This window comes from Streptococcus ilei (genome assembly GCF_000479335.1).
GTDB lineage: Bacteria > Bacillota > Bacilli > Lactobacillales > Streptococcaceae > Streptococcus > Streptococcus ilei.
In genome coordinates this window covers 1,379,669-1,398,058 of the sequence record NC_022584.1, presented here as the reverse complement: position 1 = coordinate 1,398,058, position 18,390 = coordinate 1,379,669, and the positions used below count along the sequence as shown (strand labels likewise).

Below are 18,390 nucleotides of genomic sequence, written 5' to 3'. Positions count from 1 at the left end.
AGGGGATTCAAAACTAATTGAACACGGGCTACGGATTGTGTCAAAAAGATAAGTACTCCTAGAATCGAAAGATTCTGCGTCGAACTTCCTATTTTGACTTAATCCGTGAATGCCCTTTGTATCTTAGTTAAGTCATGGAACTTCTTCGAAGTTCGCTGACGTCCGTACTCACCTAAGGAAAGTTTCTGAGAAGATTTTGAATGGAAAGGATTTTTTAAATCATTTTCCTTGCTTAGCTAGCTATCGATAGGGTGCTAAAAAAGCCTTCAGATAATCTGAAAGGCTTTTGGTTTTAGGTTTGTTACAAGTCTTTATCAGAGACGCTGAAGGTATCTCCGTGTTCAAAGTCACCGTATTGGTAACCACGTTTGAACCAGCGCATACGTTGTTCAGAAGTCCCGTGGGTGAAGCTATCAGGAACGGAGTAGCCATAGGCTTGTTCTTGAAGGGTGTCATCTCCCACGGCGTGGGCAGCATTGAGCGCTTCTTCGATATCTCCCGTCTCCATGAGGCCTTGCTCTTCAATGTAACGAGCCCACATACCCGCATAATAGTCAGCTTGAAGTTCTAAACGGACATTTAAGGCATTTTTTTCTGTCTCACTTTTTCCTCGGATGGCTTTCTGATAACTCTGAAGAGTCCCCAATTCGTTTTGGATGTGGTGGCCGACTTCGTGAGCGATGACATAAGCCATGGCAAAATCTCCGCTAGCCTTGTATTTGGTGGTTAGCTCTTTGTAGAAGCTGATATCCAAATAGATCTTTTGGTCTGTCGGACAGTAGAAGGGACCGGCAGATGCTTGGCCTACACCACAGCCAGTTCGAGTTTGACCTGTATAGAAAACCAAGGTTGGTTTGTGATAGGTCCGCCCTTCATTTTGGAAGGTTTGCCCCCAGAAATCCTCAGTCGTTCCAAGGACTTGACTGACGAATTTGCTATCTCCATCACTCACCTGGGTATTGCTTTGGCGAGTGACTTGGCCTGAGTTATAGTTCTGCGTGGTTTGGCCCTGGTCAAAGAGCCCGCTCAATCCAGCCCCGCCACTCAAAAAGATGAGGACCAGGATCAAGATTAGTTTGCTCTTGAAGCTTCCAGGTGAGAGGAGGATTTGTAAAATACCACCCCCTAAATTCCCACCAGAGCGGCCAGATGAGTAGCTTCCGCCACTTTGCCCGCGACGGTCTTCAATGTTTTTACTTTCTTTCAGATGATCGCTTTTCATAATTTCTCCTTTATCTCCTATATTGTACCAAATCGTAGAGAAAAGCCAAACAAAATGCGCTTCCAGAGAGCAGAAGAACTTGTCAAATAGTAGAAAACTTGCTATAATGGTGTGAATGGAGGCGTTATGGCATTAAAAAAAGCAAGTCTAGCGTGTACGGTTTGTGGGTCACGCAACTACTCAATCAAGTTGAGTGCGACGCCAAAACCAAAACGTCTAGAAGTTAACAAATTTTGTAAACATTGTAGCAAATATACAATTCATAAAGAAACCAGATAGGAGAATGTTGTGAAATTTTTTAAAGATATTTTTGTCTTGCTGAAAAACACGACTTGGCCAAATCGCAAGGAAAGATGGAAAAATTTTATCTCAGTAATTGAGTACACCGCTTTTTTTGTAGCTTTGATTTATTTGTTTGACCAAGTAGTGGCTAAAGGTATTTTGAAGATCATCGATATGTTCTAAAAAAAGAAACAAATCTGCGTCCCCTGTGGATGCTTTTTTTCTTGTCTTGCTGAAGAAAAACAAGAGAAACTTCTTTGATTTCTCCGGTTTTATGTTATAATGGAGCTAGGAAAACAAGAGCCAGAAGGCTTTTTTTAGTATCGTGATGAAACGAACCCCTTCTGGTAGATAAGAAAGGAAATAAAAATGGATAGTTTTGACAAAGGCTGGTTTGTCCTACAGACCTACTCAGGATATGAAAACAAAGTGAAGGAAAACCTTCTTCAACGCGCACAAACATATAACATGTTGGAAAACATCTTGCGTGTAGAAATCCCTACTCAAACTGTGCAAATCGAGAAGAACGGGAAAACAAAAGAAATCGAAGAAAATCGCTTCCCTGGTTATGTCTTAGTAGAAATGGTCATGACTGATGAAGCTTGGTTTGTTGTTCGGAATACACCAAACGTAACAGGATTTGTTGGATCACACGGGAACCGTTCAAAACCAACTCCACTTTTGGAAGACGAGATTCGTAACATCTTGATTTCGATGGGACAAACAGTTCAAGATTTCAACATTGATGTGAAGGTGGGAGATACTGTACGTATCATCGATGGTGCCTTTGCAGACTACACTGGTAAGATCACAGAAATCGATAACAACAAGGTGAAAATGATTATCACCATGTTTGGAAATGACACTGTGGCAGAAGTCAACCTCAATCAAATTGCAGAATTGTAAGGAATGAAAGAGAGTGGGACAGAAATCGGTCCTTCGTTAGAATTCGATTTCGTCGTCCCACCTCCGCACAGCTTCAACAGTCTGGGAGACTGTTGAAGGTTGCAGATAAAGGAAACTTTGTTTCCCTCATTAGGTCATATTTGGAGCTTAAAAGCGAACAAAGATACCAAGCAACCACTGCGTCTTGCTCGACAATTCAAAGGCAATTGAGAGGCTAGGACTTTTGTCCCAGCCTCTTATTCAAAGAAACCCTCCAAGACGTTGGTCTTGGAGGGTTTGTGTGTTATGAAAAGGACTTCTATCCCATCGGTGAGAAAATCAGCTGAGCGCTTGAATAGGATTAGAAAAGAATCCCGAAAAAGGGATTTTTATGCAGGTTCAGAGACTTGGAAGACTGTTTCTTTGTCAAAACCGACAGAGTAGTCCTTTCCGTCTTCACCTTTCCAAGTAAAAATCGTCGCGTAGCCAAAGACGAAAACAGTTTCTGGACGGCCGTGTTTTTCAATGACTTCTTTAGCTGTCATTCCAGGTTGAATATCCTTGAGATTCGTAACCTTTTTAGAGTTAGGCAAGGTTGCAATTTTGTTAGTGGCTTGACCTTTTTCATTAAAATCAATCAAGATAGCACTGCCATCTCCATGCCAGTAAGCACCATTGCCAGAAGTGGAATCAGTAGGACCTAACTTGCTGATGGCTTCTTCTTTTGAAGTAGGAGCAAGGGCTTCATTTCCAACAAGGATTTCCACTTTGATTTCTTTGAAGGCAGCCCATTTTGGCATTTCAGGGATATCCCCGATAGCTTCTAGTGATTCTCCTTGGTCCATCAAGCTCATTGTATAGTTAGGATCCTCGCGCGTGTTAGAGTCTGAAGAACTATGAGAATGATCATCGTCGAAGCCTGATGAAAAATCCTTTTTGCTGGATGACTTTTTAGAGTATGAACTTCTAGAACTCTTAGAGCTTTTAGAGGTTTTTTTAGAGCTGCTAACAAGAGGTTTTCTTTGATGAGTCTCTTCTTGTGCTGGTTGGCAAGCAGCGAGCATGGCCAAAGAGAGGATGCTGAGAGCATATAAGGTCACTTTTTTCATCATATCTTTTCCTTTCATGATTGGAAAACACGATCACTTACGAAGGGGTGAAAGTGAGATTCAATCAAGCTGATGTATCAAAAAAGCCCATTGCTGGGCTCATAGATATTTGTTTGTGAAGGCGGTAGACGGATTTGAACCGACGATCAAGCTTTTGCAGAGCCGTGCCTTACCACTTGGCTATACCGCCACAACATATTCTATTTTATCTTAAAAATCAGATAAGGTCAAGAAAAAATTTCAGACAAAAGGTCTATGAAAGGGAAAGAATGAGAATTTTGCAGAAAAAATAAAGGAAGGAGGGAGACTCTGAAGAAAAGCAGGAAAGTCTAGGAATTTCTCTCAAATGACTTGCAAAAAGCTTCTAAATCTGCTATACTTATAAAGTTGCGTAAAGCAATAAATACTCATCCCGGAACCATTGTGGCACCGTTGCCCTTGTGGTCGTGTTGCAAGCTGACGTCTGGGAGAGGAGAAAAAAACAAAAAGGAGAATTTACTCATGGCAGTAATTTCAATGAAACAACTTCTTGAGGCTGGTGTACACTTCGGTCACCAAACTCGTCGCTGGAACCCTAAGATGGCTAAGTACATCTTCACTGAGCGTAACGGAATCCACGTTATCGACTTGCAACAAACTGTAAAATACGCTGACCAAGCATATGACTTCATGCGTGATGCTGCTGCAAACGACGCAGTTGTATTGTTTGTTGGTACTAAGAAACAAGCTGCTGAAGCTGTTGCTGAAGAAGCTGTTCGTTCAGGTCAATACTACATCAACCACCGTTGGTTGGGTGGTACCCTTACTAACTGGGGAACAATCCAAAAACGTATCGCTCGTTTGAAAGAAATCAAACGCATGGAAGAAGAAGGAATCTTCGACGTTCTTCCTAAGAAAGAAGTTGCACTTCTTAACAAACAACGCGCTCGTCTTGAAAAATTCTTGGGTGGTATCGAAGATATGCCTCGTATCCCAGACGTAATGTACGTTGTTGACCCACACAAAGAGCAAATCGCTGTTAAAGAAGCTAAGAAATTGGGTATCCCAGTTGTAGCGATGGTCGACACAAACACTGACCCAGACGATATCGATGTAATCATCCCAGCTAACGATGATGCTATCTGCGCTGTTAAATTGATCACTGCGAAAATGGCTGATGCTGTTATCGAAGGACGTCAAGGTGAAGATGCAGTTGCATCAGTTGAAGCTGAATTGGCAGCAACTGAAACTCAAGCAGATTCAATCGAAGAAATCGTTGAAGTTGTTGAAGGCGACAACGCTTAATTCGTATAAATAGTAATTACCTAGGAGGGCGGGGCTTAGCCCGGCTCTCCTATTTTTAAAAAAATATAGGAGAAACAAAATGGCAGAAATTACAGCTAAACTTGTTAAAGAGTTGCGTGAAAAATCTGGTGCTGGTGTCATGGACGCTAAAAAAGCATTGGTTGAAGTTGAAGGTGATATCGAAAAAGCGATCGAATTGCTTCGCGAAAAAGGTATGGCTAAAGCAGCTAAAAAAGCTGACCGTGTTGCCGCTGAAGGTTTGACTGGTGTTTATGTGAACGGTAACGTTGCAGCAGTAGTTGAAGTAAATGCTGAAACTGACTTCGTTGCGAAAAACGCTCAATTCGTTGAATTGGTAAACGCAACTGCGAAAGTAATCGCTGAAGGTAAACCAGCTAACAACGAAGAAGCTCTTGCTTTGACAATGCCTTCAGGTGAAACTCTTGAAGCAGCATACGTATCTGCAACTGCTACAATCGGAGAAAAAATCTCATTCCGTCGTTTTGCTTTGCTTGAAAAAACAGATGCACAACACTTTGGTGCTTACCAACACAACGGTGGACGTATTGGTGTTATCTCTGTTATCGAAGGTGGAGACGAAGCCCTTGCTAAACAAATTTCAATGCACATCGCTGCAATGAAACCAACCGTTCTTTCATACAAAGAATTGGATGAGCAATTCGTGAAAGATGAGTTGGCACAATTGAACCACGTGATCGACCAAGACAACGAAAGCCGTGCAATGGTTGGTAAACCAGCTCTTCCACACTTGAAGTATGGTTCTAAAGCTCAATTGACTGACGAAGTTGTCGCTCAAGCTGAAGAAGATATCAAAGCTGAATTGGCAGCTGAAGGTAAACCAGAAAAAATCTGGGATAAAATCATCCCAGGTAAAATGGATCGCTTCTTCTTGGACAACACAAAAGTTGACCAAGCATACACTCTTCTTGCACAAGTCTACATCATGGACGACAGCAAGACAGTAGAAGCTTACCTTGAATCAGTAAATGCTTCAGTTGTTGAATTTGTTCGCTTTGAAGTTGGTGAAGGTATTGAAAAAGCTTCAAATGACTTTGAAGCAGAAGTTGCAGCTACAATGGCAGCAGCTCTTAACAACTAAGAATAAAAAAATAAGAGGTTTCGATGGAAACCTCTTTTTTTTGTAAGGAAGGTACCTAAGACATTTGTTTAAGGCATTTTCTAACTATTAGAAATTTATAATTCATAAAATAACGGAGATATTCTGATTGAAAATTAATTCAAATACATACTGAGACTTTCCGCCGTGAGAAAAGTGCTTGAAACATTGCTGCTTCAAGCACTCGGGAGTTTTGGAACCTTAGATCCAAAACTAAGTCATGGAACTTCGTAGAAGTTCGCTGACGTCCGTACTCACATAAGGAAAGGATCGAAGAAGGTATTTCCTAATCAGATACCATGCTTTTATTTTTTTCTTAATGCGCAAAGGTATTGAGTCCAAAAAGAAGCGAGAGAGTACCCATGATAAGCCCTGCTAGAATGACTCCCAACATGACCGCTAGGACACTCCGTTTGAAGTCCCAGTCTAGAATAGAGGCGGCGAGGGTTCCAGTCCAAGCTCCAGTTCCTGGTAAAGGAATGCCGACGAAGAGGAGTAGGGCCCAAAAGATTCCCTTATCTCCTGCAGCCTCTTCTAATTTTTGGCCTCCACGATGCCCCTTATTGAGACACCAAGTAAAGAAATTCCCGATAAGAGGCTTCTCTTTCCCCCATTCCAGGATATGGCGAGCGAAAAAGAAGATAATAGGGACAGGAAGCATATTGCCAATGACCCCGATCAGGAGGGCTTGCCAAAGAGGAATTCCGGTAGAGATAGCGTAGGGAACAGCTCCACGAAGCTCCACCAGAGGAATCATGGAGATCAAAAAAGTAATAATGTAGTTCATGTGGTATCCTTTCAATTCATCCTTTTCATTCTACCTTATCTCCGCTGGAATGACAACTATTTCAAACAGGAGAAATAGAGGGGGATCGTTAATACTGAATGATGGATGTCCTCCCTATCTTCTTGATCCATTTCTCGTATCTGAAAGAGCTTTAGTATCCCTACATTCCTATTTTATGCTTATAAGAATCTGTTCGACAAAGTATAGTTCTTTTAGTACAAACTATATATTCTTTGCATGTTCTCTTGTTAAAGGCTCAACTTTTGGTATAGTTAAAATGTAGAGTTTCTTTATTTGCAAAAGCATTTTAGAAAGCGCTTACAATTGTAAAAATCCCAAGAGGAGGTTAAATATGGGAAAGTCTTTTTTTGAAAAGCGCAGTGTATTTAGTATTCGAAAGCTTGCGGTTGGAGCTTGCTCTGTATTAATCGGTGTATCTTTTTTTGGAGCTCCGTCTGTTTTAGCTGAAGAAGAAGGAAGAGCTGTAACGGAAGAGGAGACGACAGCCACAACAGAAAGGTCAGAGCAACCGAATGGAGAGGTTGGGACAAGTGATAAAGTTTCAACAACCATAGAGGCTCCTGCTGTGATTACTCCTGAAAGAAATGAGAGAGAAATAGAACAGCCACAGGTAGAACCTCAAACAAGTGAACGTTCTGTTGGGGCTACTGAAGAGGCTACGAAGGACCAAAAACAAGTAGCGGAGGACATGGTGCAAGATCGCGAACGAGACTTTAACAAGGACTGGTATTTCAAATTAAATGCAGCTCCTGGTGCAGAAGGTCGCCAGGTGGATGTTAAAAACTGGAAAAAATTAGATTTGCCTCACGATTGGTCGATCTTCTTTGACTTCGACCACAACTCTCCGGCTCAAAATGAAGGCGGACAATTAAACGGTGGGGATGCTTGGTATCGCAAGACCTTCCGTTTGGACGACAAGGACCTCGATAAGAAGGTGCGCTTGGAATTTGGTGGAGTTTACATGGATTCCAAAGTCTATGTAAACGGGCAATTGGTTGGTCATTATCCAAATGGTTACAATGCCTTTTCTTATGATATTACCCCTTATTTAAATGCGGATGGAAGCGAAAACACCATCGCAGTTCATGTGGTCAACCAACAACCAAGTAGTCGTTGGTATTCAGGAAGTGGGATCTATCGGGATGTCAAACTCAGTGTGACAGACAAGGTTCATGTGGCCAAGTATGGGACCACCATCACTAGTCCAAAATTAGAAGAACAAAAGAATGGGGCAGTCGATACTCTAGTGAAGAGTCGTATTGTCAACCAAGATGATCAAGCCCATAGTATTTATGCGGAATACGAAATCGTTGATCAAAATGGTCAAGTGGTCAGTGAAAAGGTGCGTAGTGAAGTGCAATCCGTTTTGGCTGGTCAAGAGCTCAACCTGTCTCATACCCTTCATGTTGAAAAACCGACCCTCTGGGATGTCAAAACCAATAACCCAGCCCTCTATACTCTCTATACTAGGGTCTATCGCGATTCGCAGTTGGTCGATGTGCAAAAGGAACGTTTTGGCTACCGTTATCTGAACTGGACGCCAGAAGGTGGCTTCTTCCTCAATGGAGTGGCTACGAAATTCCACGGTGTTTCCCTTCACCATGACCACGGGGCACTTGGAGCCGAGGAAAATTACAAGGCTGAATATCGCCGTCTCAAACAGATGAAGGACATGGGAGTCAATGCTATCCGGACGACCCACAACCCTGCGAGTGAACAAACTCTGCAAATTGCAGCGGAATTGGGCTTGATGGTCCAAGAAGAAGCTTTTGATACCTGGTATGGTGGCAAGAAACAATACGATTACGGCCGTTTCTTCGAAAAGGATGCGACCCATCCAGAAGCTCGTAAAGGGGATAAGTGGTCTGACTATGACCTTCGGACCATGGTAGAGCGGGGCAAGAACAATCCTTCTATTGTGATGTGGTCCATCGGTAACGAAGTCGGTGAAGCAGATGGATCTGATAAGTCTGTCGCAACTGTTCGTCGTCTCGTCAAGACCATCAAGGAAGTGGATGCAACCCGCTATGTCACCATGGGGGCTGATAAATTCCGCTTTGGCGATGGTTCAGGAGGCCATGAAAAGGTGGCAGCAGAGCTCGATGCGGTTGGATTTAACTATTCAGAGGCCAACTACGAAAGCCTACGAGCTAAACATCCCAATTGGCTCATTTACGGTTCTGAAACCTCCTCTGCAACGCGGACACGGGGCTCTTACTATCACCCTGAAAGAGAATGGGTAGGAAGCAACCAAGAAGATCGCCATTATGAACAATCAGACTACGGCAATGACCGGGTTGGTTGGGGTCGGACAGCGACAGCCTCTTGGACCTTTGACCGCGATCATGCCGGCTATGCGGGTCAATTTATCTGGACAGGTACAGACTATATCGGTGAGCCAACACCATGGCACAACCAAAATGATACACCTGTGAAAAGTTCTTATTTCGGTATCGTGGATACTGCAGGACTTCCAAAGAATGATTTTTATCTTTACCAAAGTCAATGGTTGTCAGCTGAGAAACATCCAATGGTCCATCTCTTGCCACATTGGAACTGGGACAATCCAGAATTGGCCAATCGTGTCATGGATGAAGAAGGACGGATTCCTGTCCGTACCTTCTCCAATGCTCATAGTGTGGAATTGATTGTCAATGGGGAATCACAAGGGGTGAAGACCTTTACTAAGAAAACCACAGCTGATGGCCGGACCTATCAGGAAGGGGCAAATCCGGATGAACTCTATCTAGAGTGGTTGGTTTCTTATGTACCAGGTAAAGTGGAAGCCATTGCCCGCAACGAAGCAGGGGAAGTAATTGCCCGCGATCAGATCGAAACAGCTGGGAAGCCAGCAGGTGTTCGTCTGCTAAAAGAAGAGCACGCCATTGCGGCAGACGGTAAAGATTTAACTTATATTACCTATGAAATCGTTGATGAAGCAGGCCGTGTCGTGCCAACTGCCAATAATTTGGTGCATTTCCATCTGCATGGACAAGGCCAAATTGTCGGCGTCGACAACGGGGAACAAGCCAGCCGTGAACGCTACAAAGCACAGGAAGATGGCTCATGGCAACGTCGGGCCTTTAACGGCAAAGGGGTGGTCATTGTCAAATCAACTGAGCAAGCAGGATCCTTTACTCTTTATGCTGACTCAGACCGCTTGCAATCAGACCAAGTCAGCCTCTTTACAGGCAAGAAGGACCAGGAAGAACGCTCTATCTTGGGAGTAGAACCGGTTCGGACACAAGTTTACTTAGGTGAAGTACCTGAGCTTCCAAGTCGCGTATCTGTCGTCTATAACGGTGGCATGGCCCAAGAAGAAGCCGTTGAATGGGATGCAGCAGACTTTAGTCGTGCTGGGCAAGTTCGTGTGACAGGTCGTGTTCAAGGACGGACGGTCGAGGCACTGGTCGATGTAATCGGTGTGGAACAAGTCCTTCCGGTCATCAAACAAATCCCGCAGGGAGCGGATCTAGCAACTGTGGATAAGGCTGTGCAATTGGTCTTTACAGATGGTCGAACAGCTAGTTATGACGTTGATCAATGGACCTTGGAAGCCGGTCAAGAGGAGCAATTGTCTACACCAGGTGCTCGCTTGAAGGCGACAGGATTATTAAGCAATGGGGAAACAGTCCAAGCGACTCTGGTGGTTGCAGGTGGAACAGTCAGCAAGGCTAAGAAACCAACAGTGGAGCTAGATGGAGTAGCGCTTCCAAAATTTGGTAGTGGCAACCATACGATTTTCCGTCCGTTAGCTTATGGTCAAGAGCCTGGTCAGGTCACAGCGAGTGCAGAAAATGCCCAAGTGACGGTCTTACAAGCCAATCGAGAAAATGGTTTGAAAGCTCAAATCTTTGTCACTGCTAAGGATACGGGAGCTGTACAGACCTATGCTGTGCAATTCCAGGAAGAAAGTCCACAGATCCAGCGTTTAGAATTGCGTCTGCCAGAAGGGCAAGAACTCAAGGAAGACCAAACAGTCACGCTTGATGTCCTAGCTCATTACCAAGATGGCAGTGTGGCTAGTCTCCAAGCGGATCAAATCGATGTGGTAACAGCAGCCGGTAGTCAAGGAAAAGCGGTCGCAAGCAAGAAAGGTTTGGAACTGCGGGAAGCAGGATTGGTTCATTTACAAGCTAGCTTCCAAGGACAAACAGGAGAATTAACCTTTACCATCACGCCTAATCCAGAAGAAAAGACAGTTGTCAAGGTACGTCCTGTACGGATCAGCACTGATCGAAACGTTTTGCCAGCTCTTCCAGAGACAGTGTTGGTTGAGTATGACAAGGGATTCCCGAAAGAAAAACGCGTGACATGGGATGCCGTAACAGCAGATCAAGTCAAGGATTACCATAGCTTTACTGTCACAGGTCAGGTAGAGGGTGTGGAAAAAGAAGCCCAAGCCCAAGTCACAGTTGAAGGCATTATCGCTGTAGAAGAAGTCAGCACCACAACTCCAGTCGGTGAAAAACCAGCACTTCCAGAAAGCGTGCGGACTTATCACTCCAATGGTAAGACCTATGCTGCCAAGGTAGCCTGGGATGCGGTAGATCCGCAACTCTTGGCCCAAGAAGGAGAAGTTGTTGTCTCCGGTCGTGTAGAAGGAACCAACCTTCCAACCCGTCTCCATATTCGTGTTTCCGCAAACACAGTCAAAGGGGCTAATGTAGCAGAACAATGGACAGGTTCCGTCTTGCCACTCGCTTTTGCAAGTGATTCAAACGATGCGGATCCAGTTGCTAAGGTCAATGATAAGGTCATCTCCTTTACCGATGCTCCAGCCAACCGTTGGACCAACTGGGGCCGTGACAATGCGGAAGATTCTGTTGGTATCTTGTTTGGGGATTCTGGTATCTTGACCAAGCGTGCAGTGGATAACCTCCATGTTGGTTTCCACGAAGACCACGGCGTTGGGGCTCCGAGTGAATATGTGATCGAGTACTATGCGGGTGAGCAAATCCCAACAGTACCAAGCAATCCAAATCGCGTCAAAGACGAAACAGACCATCCATTTAACAACCCAGCTAACTGGAAAGAAGTCAGCAACCTCACCGTTCAAGAACCGGTAGCAGCTGGCAAGATGAATCATTTTAGTTTTGATAAAGTCGACACTTATGCGGTTCGGATCCGAATGAAGACACCAGAAGGCAAACGTGGAAGCTCTATTTCAGAGATTCAGGTATTTGCCAATAAGGTTGCGGCAGAAGAAAAGAGCCAAGTGACCATTCGTGTCAATGGTGAGGTTTTGCCAGGGGTCAACCCAAGTGTGACAGATTACTACATAGATGCGCGTGATCGGGCTTATCCACAAGTGGAAGCCACAGCTAGCCATCACGGCCTTGCAACGGTTGTGCCAAGCGTCCATGAAGGTGAGCCAATCCGTGTCGTCCACAAAGCGGAAGATGGCACCATCTTACAAGAATACCGCCTCCATCTCACAAGCGATGCAGAAAAACTGAAACAATCTGCTCCAGTAGCAGTGGAAGCGGGTCGCCGTTTTGTCAAAGTCGGTCAAAATCTAGTTTTACCATCTACAGTAGGCGTCTACTTCAAAGGGGATACAGGCTATGATCGCAAAGAACTGACCGTGGACTGGCAAGCTGTACCAGCTGATGCACTTTCTCATGAAGGCAGCTTCACGATAGAAGGAAAAGTCCTTGGCTATGATCTGACAGCTCGGCTGACCGTCCGGGTGTCAGAAAAGACGGGAGAAATCCTCTCTGTGAACCGTGACTACAATGCAGAGGATACCAGAGCCTTTGCCAGTGAAACCAATGATCTTGATCCAAACCAAATCGACTATATCGATTACATCAATGATGGTGGCTACAACGAGTACTATCGTTGGACCAACTGGAAGAGAGAACCAGATCAAACAGAAGTGTTTGCCGGTCTCATCTTCAAGAAAAATGGTCAAGTAACAGAGCGTTTAGTCAATAAAGTAGCGGTCGACTTCTTTGCAGATCAGGAAACAGGCCTGCCAACCAAGACGGTTCTTGAACGTTATATTGGTCCAGACTTTGATGTTCCAGATGATTATGGCAATCTGAAAAACCTTCCAGAACATCCATTTAACCAAGCCTCTAACTGGGAAGAAATTCCTTATAGCTTGGATTATGCCTTTGAGCCTGGTTATATCTCTAACCTCAGCTTCAATGAAACCAGAACCAAAGCCATCCGTTTAAGAATGGTCCGTGATGAAAATCTAAAAGGAATTGGAATCGTTGAATTGAGTGCCTATGCTCCAACTGAAGAACCTAATGCAACGACGGATGTCTCTATCCAAGTAAATGGCAAAGAGTTGGAAGGGTTCAATCCGGATGTGACGGATTATCATCTAGAGTATGAGGGAGAACGTCCAATAGTTTCAGCACAAGGTAAAAATGGAGCAGCCGTTACAGTTGTTGATGCTAAAGATTCTAATGCACCTGTCCTTGTCAAGGTTGTATCAGAAGATGGTAAGATAGAGAAAATATATCAAATCTCACTCCTAGCAAAAGCACCAACAGGCTCAGCTATTCCTGAAGAAGGTGTGAAGAATTTGGTCCATACCAAGCCAGAACTCATCATTGAGGCAGAGGAACTTGATTTTGCGCGTGAAGAACGTCCAAATGATAGCTTGCCGAAAGGTGAGAAGAAGGTTGTGCAAGAAGGCCAAGCAGGACGCAAGCTCCATCTGGTGGAAGTCTCTCAAGAAAATGGAGTGGAATCTCGTAAGGAAGTCGATGCTTTTGTAGAACTAGAGCCAGTGGCAGAAATTACAGAGGTGGGTACTAAAGAAGAGGTGCCAGAGACTCCGCAGCCAGAAGCACAACCAGAAGCACAACCACAGCCACAACCGCAACCAGAACCACAACCACAACCACTTCCAAACCCGGGAGTTCCTCTTGCGCCAGAAAGACCAGTGCAAGCAAGAACTCCTCAGTCCTCTATGGAGGTAAAAGCAGTGCACCATGAAGTGACGGAAGTGGCAGGTAAGGAAGTCGAGAAAGGACCTCAAACTCCAGCGGTTTCGCCTGCTCCAGTTTCCGAAGGGACTTTACCGAATACGGGAACAGAAGAAAGCGTCGCAAGCCTCGTTGCAGGTCTTCTAGCAGCAGGACTTGCCGGTGCTGTGCTGGATGACAAGAAAAAAAGAGCCGATAAGGCCAAGTAAAAAAGCTGGATAAACCAGCAAACATACGGTGAAAAGATCACAGGTAACAGAAAGAGGATGGGGAAAGTCTCCACCCTCTTTACCTGATGACATAAAGGAATGGAATATGGGAAAAAGATTATTTGATAAGAGAAATCGATTTGGCATCCGCAAACTATCAGTAGGGGGTTGCTCTGTAGTCGTAGCGACTTGTTTTTTAGGAGTCACTACCAGTTATGCAGAGGAACAAGCTGAGAGAAGTGAGACTCGTGAAGAACGAGTCGACACAAGTGATGTCGAGCATCAAGGGGAGGAGGAAAAAGCTGTGAAAGAGCACCAAGAAGAATCAGAACATTCCTCACCCGTAACGAGTGAGAAAGAAAACCGAGCAGTCAGCCAAGGGACAGAAGCAACCCAACCAGTAGCTACTGCAGATGAGGAACCTGAGATTGCAGACTACGGTCCCCTTCCAAGCAAGGCCCAAATGCAATACCACCGCGAAGAACTGGCAGCCTTCATCCACTTTGGGATGAATACCTACTACGATCGTGAGTGGGGGGATGGGCAAGAAGATCCTTATTATTTCTATCCAGAGCATCTGGATACTGATCAATGGATCAAAACCCTGAAAGACGCTGGCTTCAAACGGACCATCATGGTCGTCAAGCACCACGATGGTTTCCTCTTGTACCCTTCTAAATACACCGACCATACCATTGCCAAAAGTGGTTGGAAGGAAGGAAAAGGCGATATCCTAGCCGAAGTTTCGGCTTCTGCTAGCAAGTATGACATGGATATGGGGGTCTACCTCTCCCCTTGGGATGCTCACAGCCCGCTCTACCATGTGGATACAGAGGACCAATACAACGAATACTATCTCAACCAGCTCAAAGAAATCCTTGAAGATCCTAAATATGGAAACAAAGGCAAATTTGTTGAAGTCTGGATGGATGGAGCGCGTGGCGATGGGGCTCAAAAAGTAACCTATACCTTCGATAAGTGGTTTGACGCCATCCGTAAAGCCCAAGGGGATATTGCTATCTTCTCAGCGGAGCCCACCAATGTTCGTTGGATAGGAAATGAAAAGGGGATTGCTGGAGATCCAGTTTGGCATAAGGTCAATCCGGATAAGATTCGCAACAATCCATCCAATAGCTATCTCAACCATGGAGATCCGGAAGGGAAGCAATACTCAGTGGGGGAAGCGGATGTTTCTATTCGCTCTGGCTGGTTCTACCATGACAATCAAGAGCCTAAGTCCCTGCGTGAATTGATGGACATTTACTTCAAATCTGTCGGTCGTGGAACGCCACTCTTGCTCAATATTCCACCCAATCAAGATGGAAAATTTGCGGATGCCGATGTGGCCCGTTTGAAAGAATTCCGCCAGACTTTGGATCAACTCTACAGCGTGGACTATGCGGCGGGAGCTTTGGTAGAAGCTGATTCGACACGGCGCAATTCGCATTACGCAGCTAGCCATTTGACAGATGGCGATGAAAAGACCAGTTGGGCCCCTGCCGATGATGCCAAGACCGGCTCTTTTGTCCTCGATCTTGGGAAAGAGCAACACTTTGATGTGGTAGAGCTCAAAGAAACCATCGAGAAAGGCCAACGGATTTCCGGTTTCACCATCGATGTAGCGGTGAATGGCCAATGGGTTCCTTTTGGAGCTGGGTCAACCGTTGGATACCGCCGTTTGATCAAAGGGCAACCAGTTGATAGTCGCTACCTCCGAGTGTCAATTACTGATGCCCAAGCCACTCCAATCTTGAACGGTGTCTCGGTCTATAAGACGCCAGCCAGCATCGAAGAAACCGATGGCTATCCGCTTGGTTTGACCTATCATTCTGACCGGACTGCTGACCGGGGCAATAGCCAATGGAATGAAGAGGGAGAAGGCGTTCGAGGTACCTCTATGTGGACCAAGGAAGCGGGAGCTTCTGCAACCTATCAATTCGAAGGGACCAAGGCCTATGTGGTCGCAACTGTAGACCCAGGTCATGGGGAGATGGATGTCTATGTAGATGGGCAAAAACTAGCGACGGTCAATACCCAAAGTCCAACTCGCAAACGCAGCCAAAAGGTTTATGAAACACCAGATTTGAAAGCAGGTTCCCATACCTTGACCTTGGTCAATAGCAAGGGAGATGCTATCGCAACGGAAGGGATTTATGCCCTCAATAACCAAGAAAAAGGCCTCTTTGAGTTTGCTCAGCCAACCTTAGCTGTTAAAAAAGGAGAGCCAGCGCAAATCGTCGTCAAAAGAAAAGGTGGCTCTAAAGGAAGTGCCAGTCTTAAGTTAATCACAGAACCAGGAACAGGGGTTCATGGCAAGGTCTACAAAGATACCAATGTCACCCTTGAGTTCGCAGATGGAGAGACAGAAAAAACAGTCCAAGTCCCAACCCTTGATTTTGCAGGAAAAGCGACCGATGTCTATGACTTTAAGGCCAAATTGTTGCATCCGGATCAAGGCAGCCTGGTCGGCTTTATTCCAGAACTGACAGTCCAAGTGATGAACGAGGACCTACTTCCAGAAAATCGCAAAGAAGTGGATGATCAAGATCCAAAACTGCACTACAGCCAAGGCTGGAATCATGAGACGGACAATCGAGACTTCTCAAATGGAACGGAATCTTGGTCTAGCTTCAACCAAGTAACCGATGAAGAAGGAAAAAAACACATTGAGGTGACCATCACCTTCAAGGGAACTGGTGTGGAAGTTCGAGGAGTGGTTGATCCAAGCCATGGTCTCTACAGCGTCACCCTAGATGGAAAAGAAATGGCCTTTGAAGAAGGGCGTGGTCATGACTATGAGATTGAAGGCGACCATTACTTCAGTGGCTATGGAGATCAACGCAAACTGGACCAGAGTTTGGTCAATCTGCAAGGTCTAGCAAAAGGCTACCACCAATTACGTCTGCACTTGGATCCATCTCTCAATGATCCTCAGTCATCTAGAGCCATTCAGGTAGACCGCTTTATCCTATCAGGAAAAGATAGTCAGTTGCTTGGTCAAGAAGAGCTCCAACAGGTTATCAAAGAAGGAGTAGAAAAAATCAAGGCTACTTCTCTCGATCGCTTGAAAGCAAATCTCAAATCAACTGTTCAAGAGCAATTGACGGAATTGACTCAGTTGTTGAATCAAGAGCGACCAGATTTGGTTGCTGCAGCGAATCAAGTGGAAGCCCTTGAGACCATCTTAGAAGATGCTCATAATTATGAACCGCTGACGCAGACACGCCCAGACGAAGGTGTTCGGGATTTGATTCTTGAAAAGCCAGAACTTCTCATCGAAGCGGAGGAGATTCCATTTGAGAGTCAAACGCGTGAAAGCAAGGACTTGGCCAAGGGCGAAAGCCGGATCCTTCAAGCAGGGAAGGTTGGACGCCGCTTGAAGTTGATCGAGGTTCGACAAGAAGAAGGCAAAGAAATTCGGACAGAAGTCGATGCCTTTGTCGAAGTGGAAGCCCAGGACCAGATTACAGAAGTCGGAACAGGAGTGGTAGAAAAACATCCTGTGACACCTGATCTACCGACTCCAATAACACCTGTAACTCCAAGTAAAGACTTGCAAGTGCATGCACATCATTCAACAGTAGAAGATAAAAAAGAGAAAGAAACTCCGGTTCTTCTGAAAGAGACGATTCCAGAAGTAACTGCTGTTTTGACTGCCGAGCATCCAATAGTAGAAGAGGTTGAAAGCCCTTCTCTACAACCGGAAGGTAAACTGCCACAGACAGGATCAGAGAAGGCAAGTTTCTTAGCCTGGATGGGACTTTTCGGCTTAGGCTTCTTAGGCGGAAGAGTAAAATTCGCTCGTCGAAAATCCTAATGCTCCTTCTATAAGAGGTTAGCAATCGCTAGCCTCTTTTTTGTTTCTTCTGGCTACCAGTAAGGGGGATTCAGATTCCATCTGGACGTAGTCTTTGCTTTATTTACAGGCGTAAAAATTGTATAATAGTCAGATAAGGTCAATAATGACATCACGGATGATGAGACCATTTTTTATCCTCTGAAGAACAGAGAATCCATCTAGAATGAAACCATCAGAAAGGAGCATCATGGCAAGTAAAAATACATCAGATAGCATCGAGGCCTATATCAAGTTGCTACTGGCTCAAGCAGGAATCGCTGAGCTCAAGAGAAGCGAATTAGCGGATGTTTTCCAAGTTGTTCCTAGTCAAATCAATTATGTGATTAAGACCCGCTTCACCGAAAGTCGAGGCTACATCGTAGAGAGCAAGCGTGGAGGCGGAGGTTATATCCGGATTGGCAAGATTCAATTTTCAGACCAACACCAGATGCTAACAGAGCTTGGCGCAAGCATTGGAGAACAGATCAGTCAGACTGTATTCTGTGATATCCTCCAGATGCTATTTGAAGAAAAACTCCTTACAAAGAGAGAAGCAGAGCTCTTGTCAGTGATGACAACAGACGAGGTTTTGGGAAGTGAAGCCCATCGCTTACGATCCAATATCCTACGAAAAATTATCCAACAAGTCGATAGAAAGGGAATGTAAT

At 45.0% G+C, this 18,390-nt stretch carries 11 protein-coding genes and 1 tRNA gene; 8 read left to right on the top strand and 4 right to left on the bottom strand.

Translation table 11 applies throughout. The features are described 5' to 3' along the window. Window positions 1-301: 301 nt before the first annotated feature. Complete coding sequence (gene ypfJ / locus N596_RS06520; RefSeq protein WP_023024655.1) at window positions 302-1,222, bottom strand: KPN_02809 family neutral zinc metallopeptidase; 921 nt, start codon at window positions 1,220-1,222, stop codon at window positions 302-304. Window positions 1,223-1,348: 126 nt separating this feature from the next. Here ypfJ and rpmG point away from each other — a divergent pair, with 126 nt between their 5' ends. From rpmG to nusG, 3 genes are all read left to right on the top strand, one after another. Then, window positions 1,349-1,501, top strand: a complete 153-nt coding sequence (gene rpmG, locus N596_RS09755) for a 50S ribosomal protein L33 (RefSeq protein ID WP_006595433.1) — start codon at window positions 1,349-1,351, stop codon at window positions 1,499-1,501. A 9-nt stretch (window positions 1,502-1,510) separates the two neighbouring features. Beyond that, the gene (gene secE, locus N596_RS06515) at window positions 1,511-1,687 is read left to right on the top strand and encodes a preprotein translocase subunit SecE (protein WP_023024653.1); all 177 of its coding nucleotides are present in this window, start codon (window positions 1,511-1,513) and stop codon (window positions 1,685-1,687) included. A 186-nt stretch (window positions 1,688-1,873) separates the two neighbouring features. Further along, a complete protein-coding gene (gene nusG, locus N596_RS06510; protein ID WP_006595435.1) occupies window positions 1,874-2,410 on the top strand; it encodes a transcription termination/antitermination protein NusG in 537 nt (178 codons plus the stop codon). Between the two features lie 368 nt (window positions 2,411-2,778). Here the strand turns inward: nusG and N596_RS06505 are convergent, their stop codons facing one another. Both N596_RS06505 and N596_RS06500 read right to left on the bottom strand, forming a co-directional pair. Next, window positions 2,779-3,501, bottom strand: coding sequence for a hypothetical protein (locus N596_RS06505; RefSeq protein WP_023024651.1), 723 nt, complete (start codon window positions 3,499-3,501; stop codon window positions 2,779-2,781). Between the two features lie 116 nt (window positions 3,502-3,617). Continuing rightward, window positions 3,618-3,688: transfer RNA gene (locus tag N596_RS06500), tRNA-Cys, on the bottom strand. Window positions 3,689-3,999: 311 nt separating this feature from the next. Here N596_RS06500 and rpsB point away from each other — a divergent pair. Both rpsB and tsf read left to right on the top strand, forming a co-directional pair. Continuing rightward, the gene (gene rpsB, locus N596_RS06495; protein ID WP_042361283.1) at window positions 4,000-4,782 is read left to right on the top strand and encodes a 30S ribosomal protein S2; all 783 of its coding nucleotides are present in this window, start codon (window positions 4,000-4,002) and stop codon (window positions 4,780-4,782) included. 79 nt (window positions 4,783-4,861) lie between these two features. Next, window positions 4,862-5,902, top strand: coding sequence for a translation elongation factor Ts (gene tsf / locus N596_RS06490; protein WP_023024647.1), 1,041 nt, complete (start codon window positions 4,862-4,864; stop codon window positions 5,900-5,902). Window positions 5,903-6,236: 334 nt separating this feature from the next. On the opposite strand, the gene N596_RS06485 is transcribed toward tsf, so the two are convergent. Further along, entirely contained in the window at window positions 6,237-6,707 is a 471-nt protein-coding gene (locus N596_RS06485) for a COG2426 family protein (protein ID WP_023027359.1), read from the bottom strand. A 352-nt stretch (window positions 6,708-7,059) separates the two neighbouring features. Here N596_RS06485 and N596_RS06480 point away from each other — a divergent pair, with 352 nt between their 5' ends. From N596_RS06480 to N596_RS06470, 3 genes are all read left to right on the top strand, one after another. Beyond that, a complete protein-coding gene (locus N596_RS06480; RefSeq protein ID WP_023027358.1) occupies window positions 7,060-13,884 on the top strand; it encodes an Ig-like domain-containing protein in 6,825 nt (2,274 codons plus the stop codon). A gap of 106 nt (window positions 13,885-13,990) precedes the next feature. After that, window positions 13,991-17,701: an alpha-L-fucosidase gene (locus N596_RS06475; protein WP_042361282.1), complete on the top strand. Its 3,711-nt coding sequence runs from the start codon at window positions 13,991-13,993 to the stop codon at window positions 17,699-17,701. 229 nt (window positions 17,702-17,930) lie between these two features. Next, entirely contained in the window at window positions 17,931-18,389 is a 459-nt protein-coding gene (locus tag N596_RS06470) for a CtsR family transcriptional regulator (RefSeq protein ID WP_042361280.1), read from the top strand. Window position 18,390 lies beyond the last annotated feature (1 nt).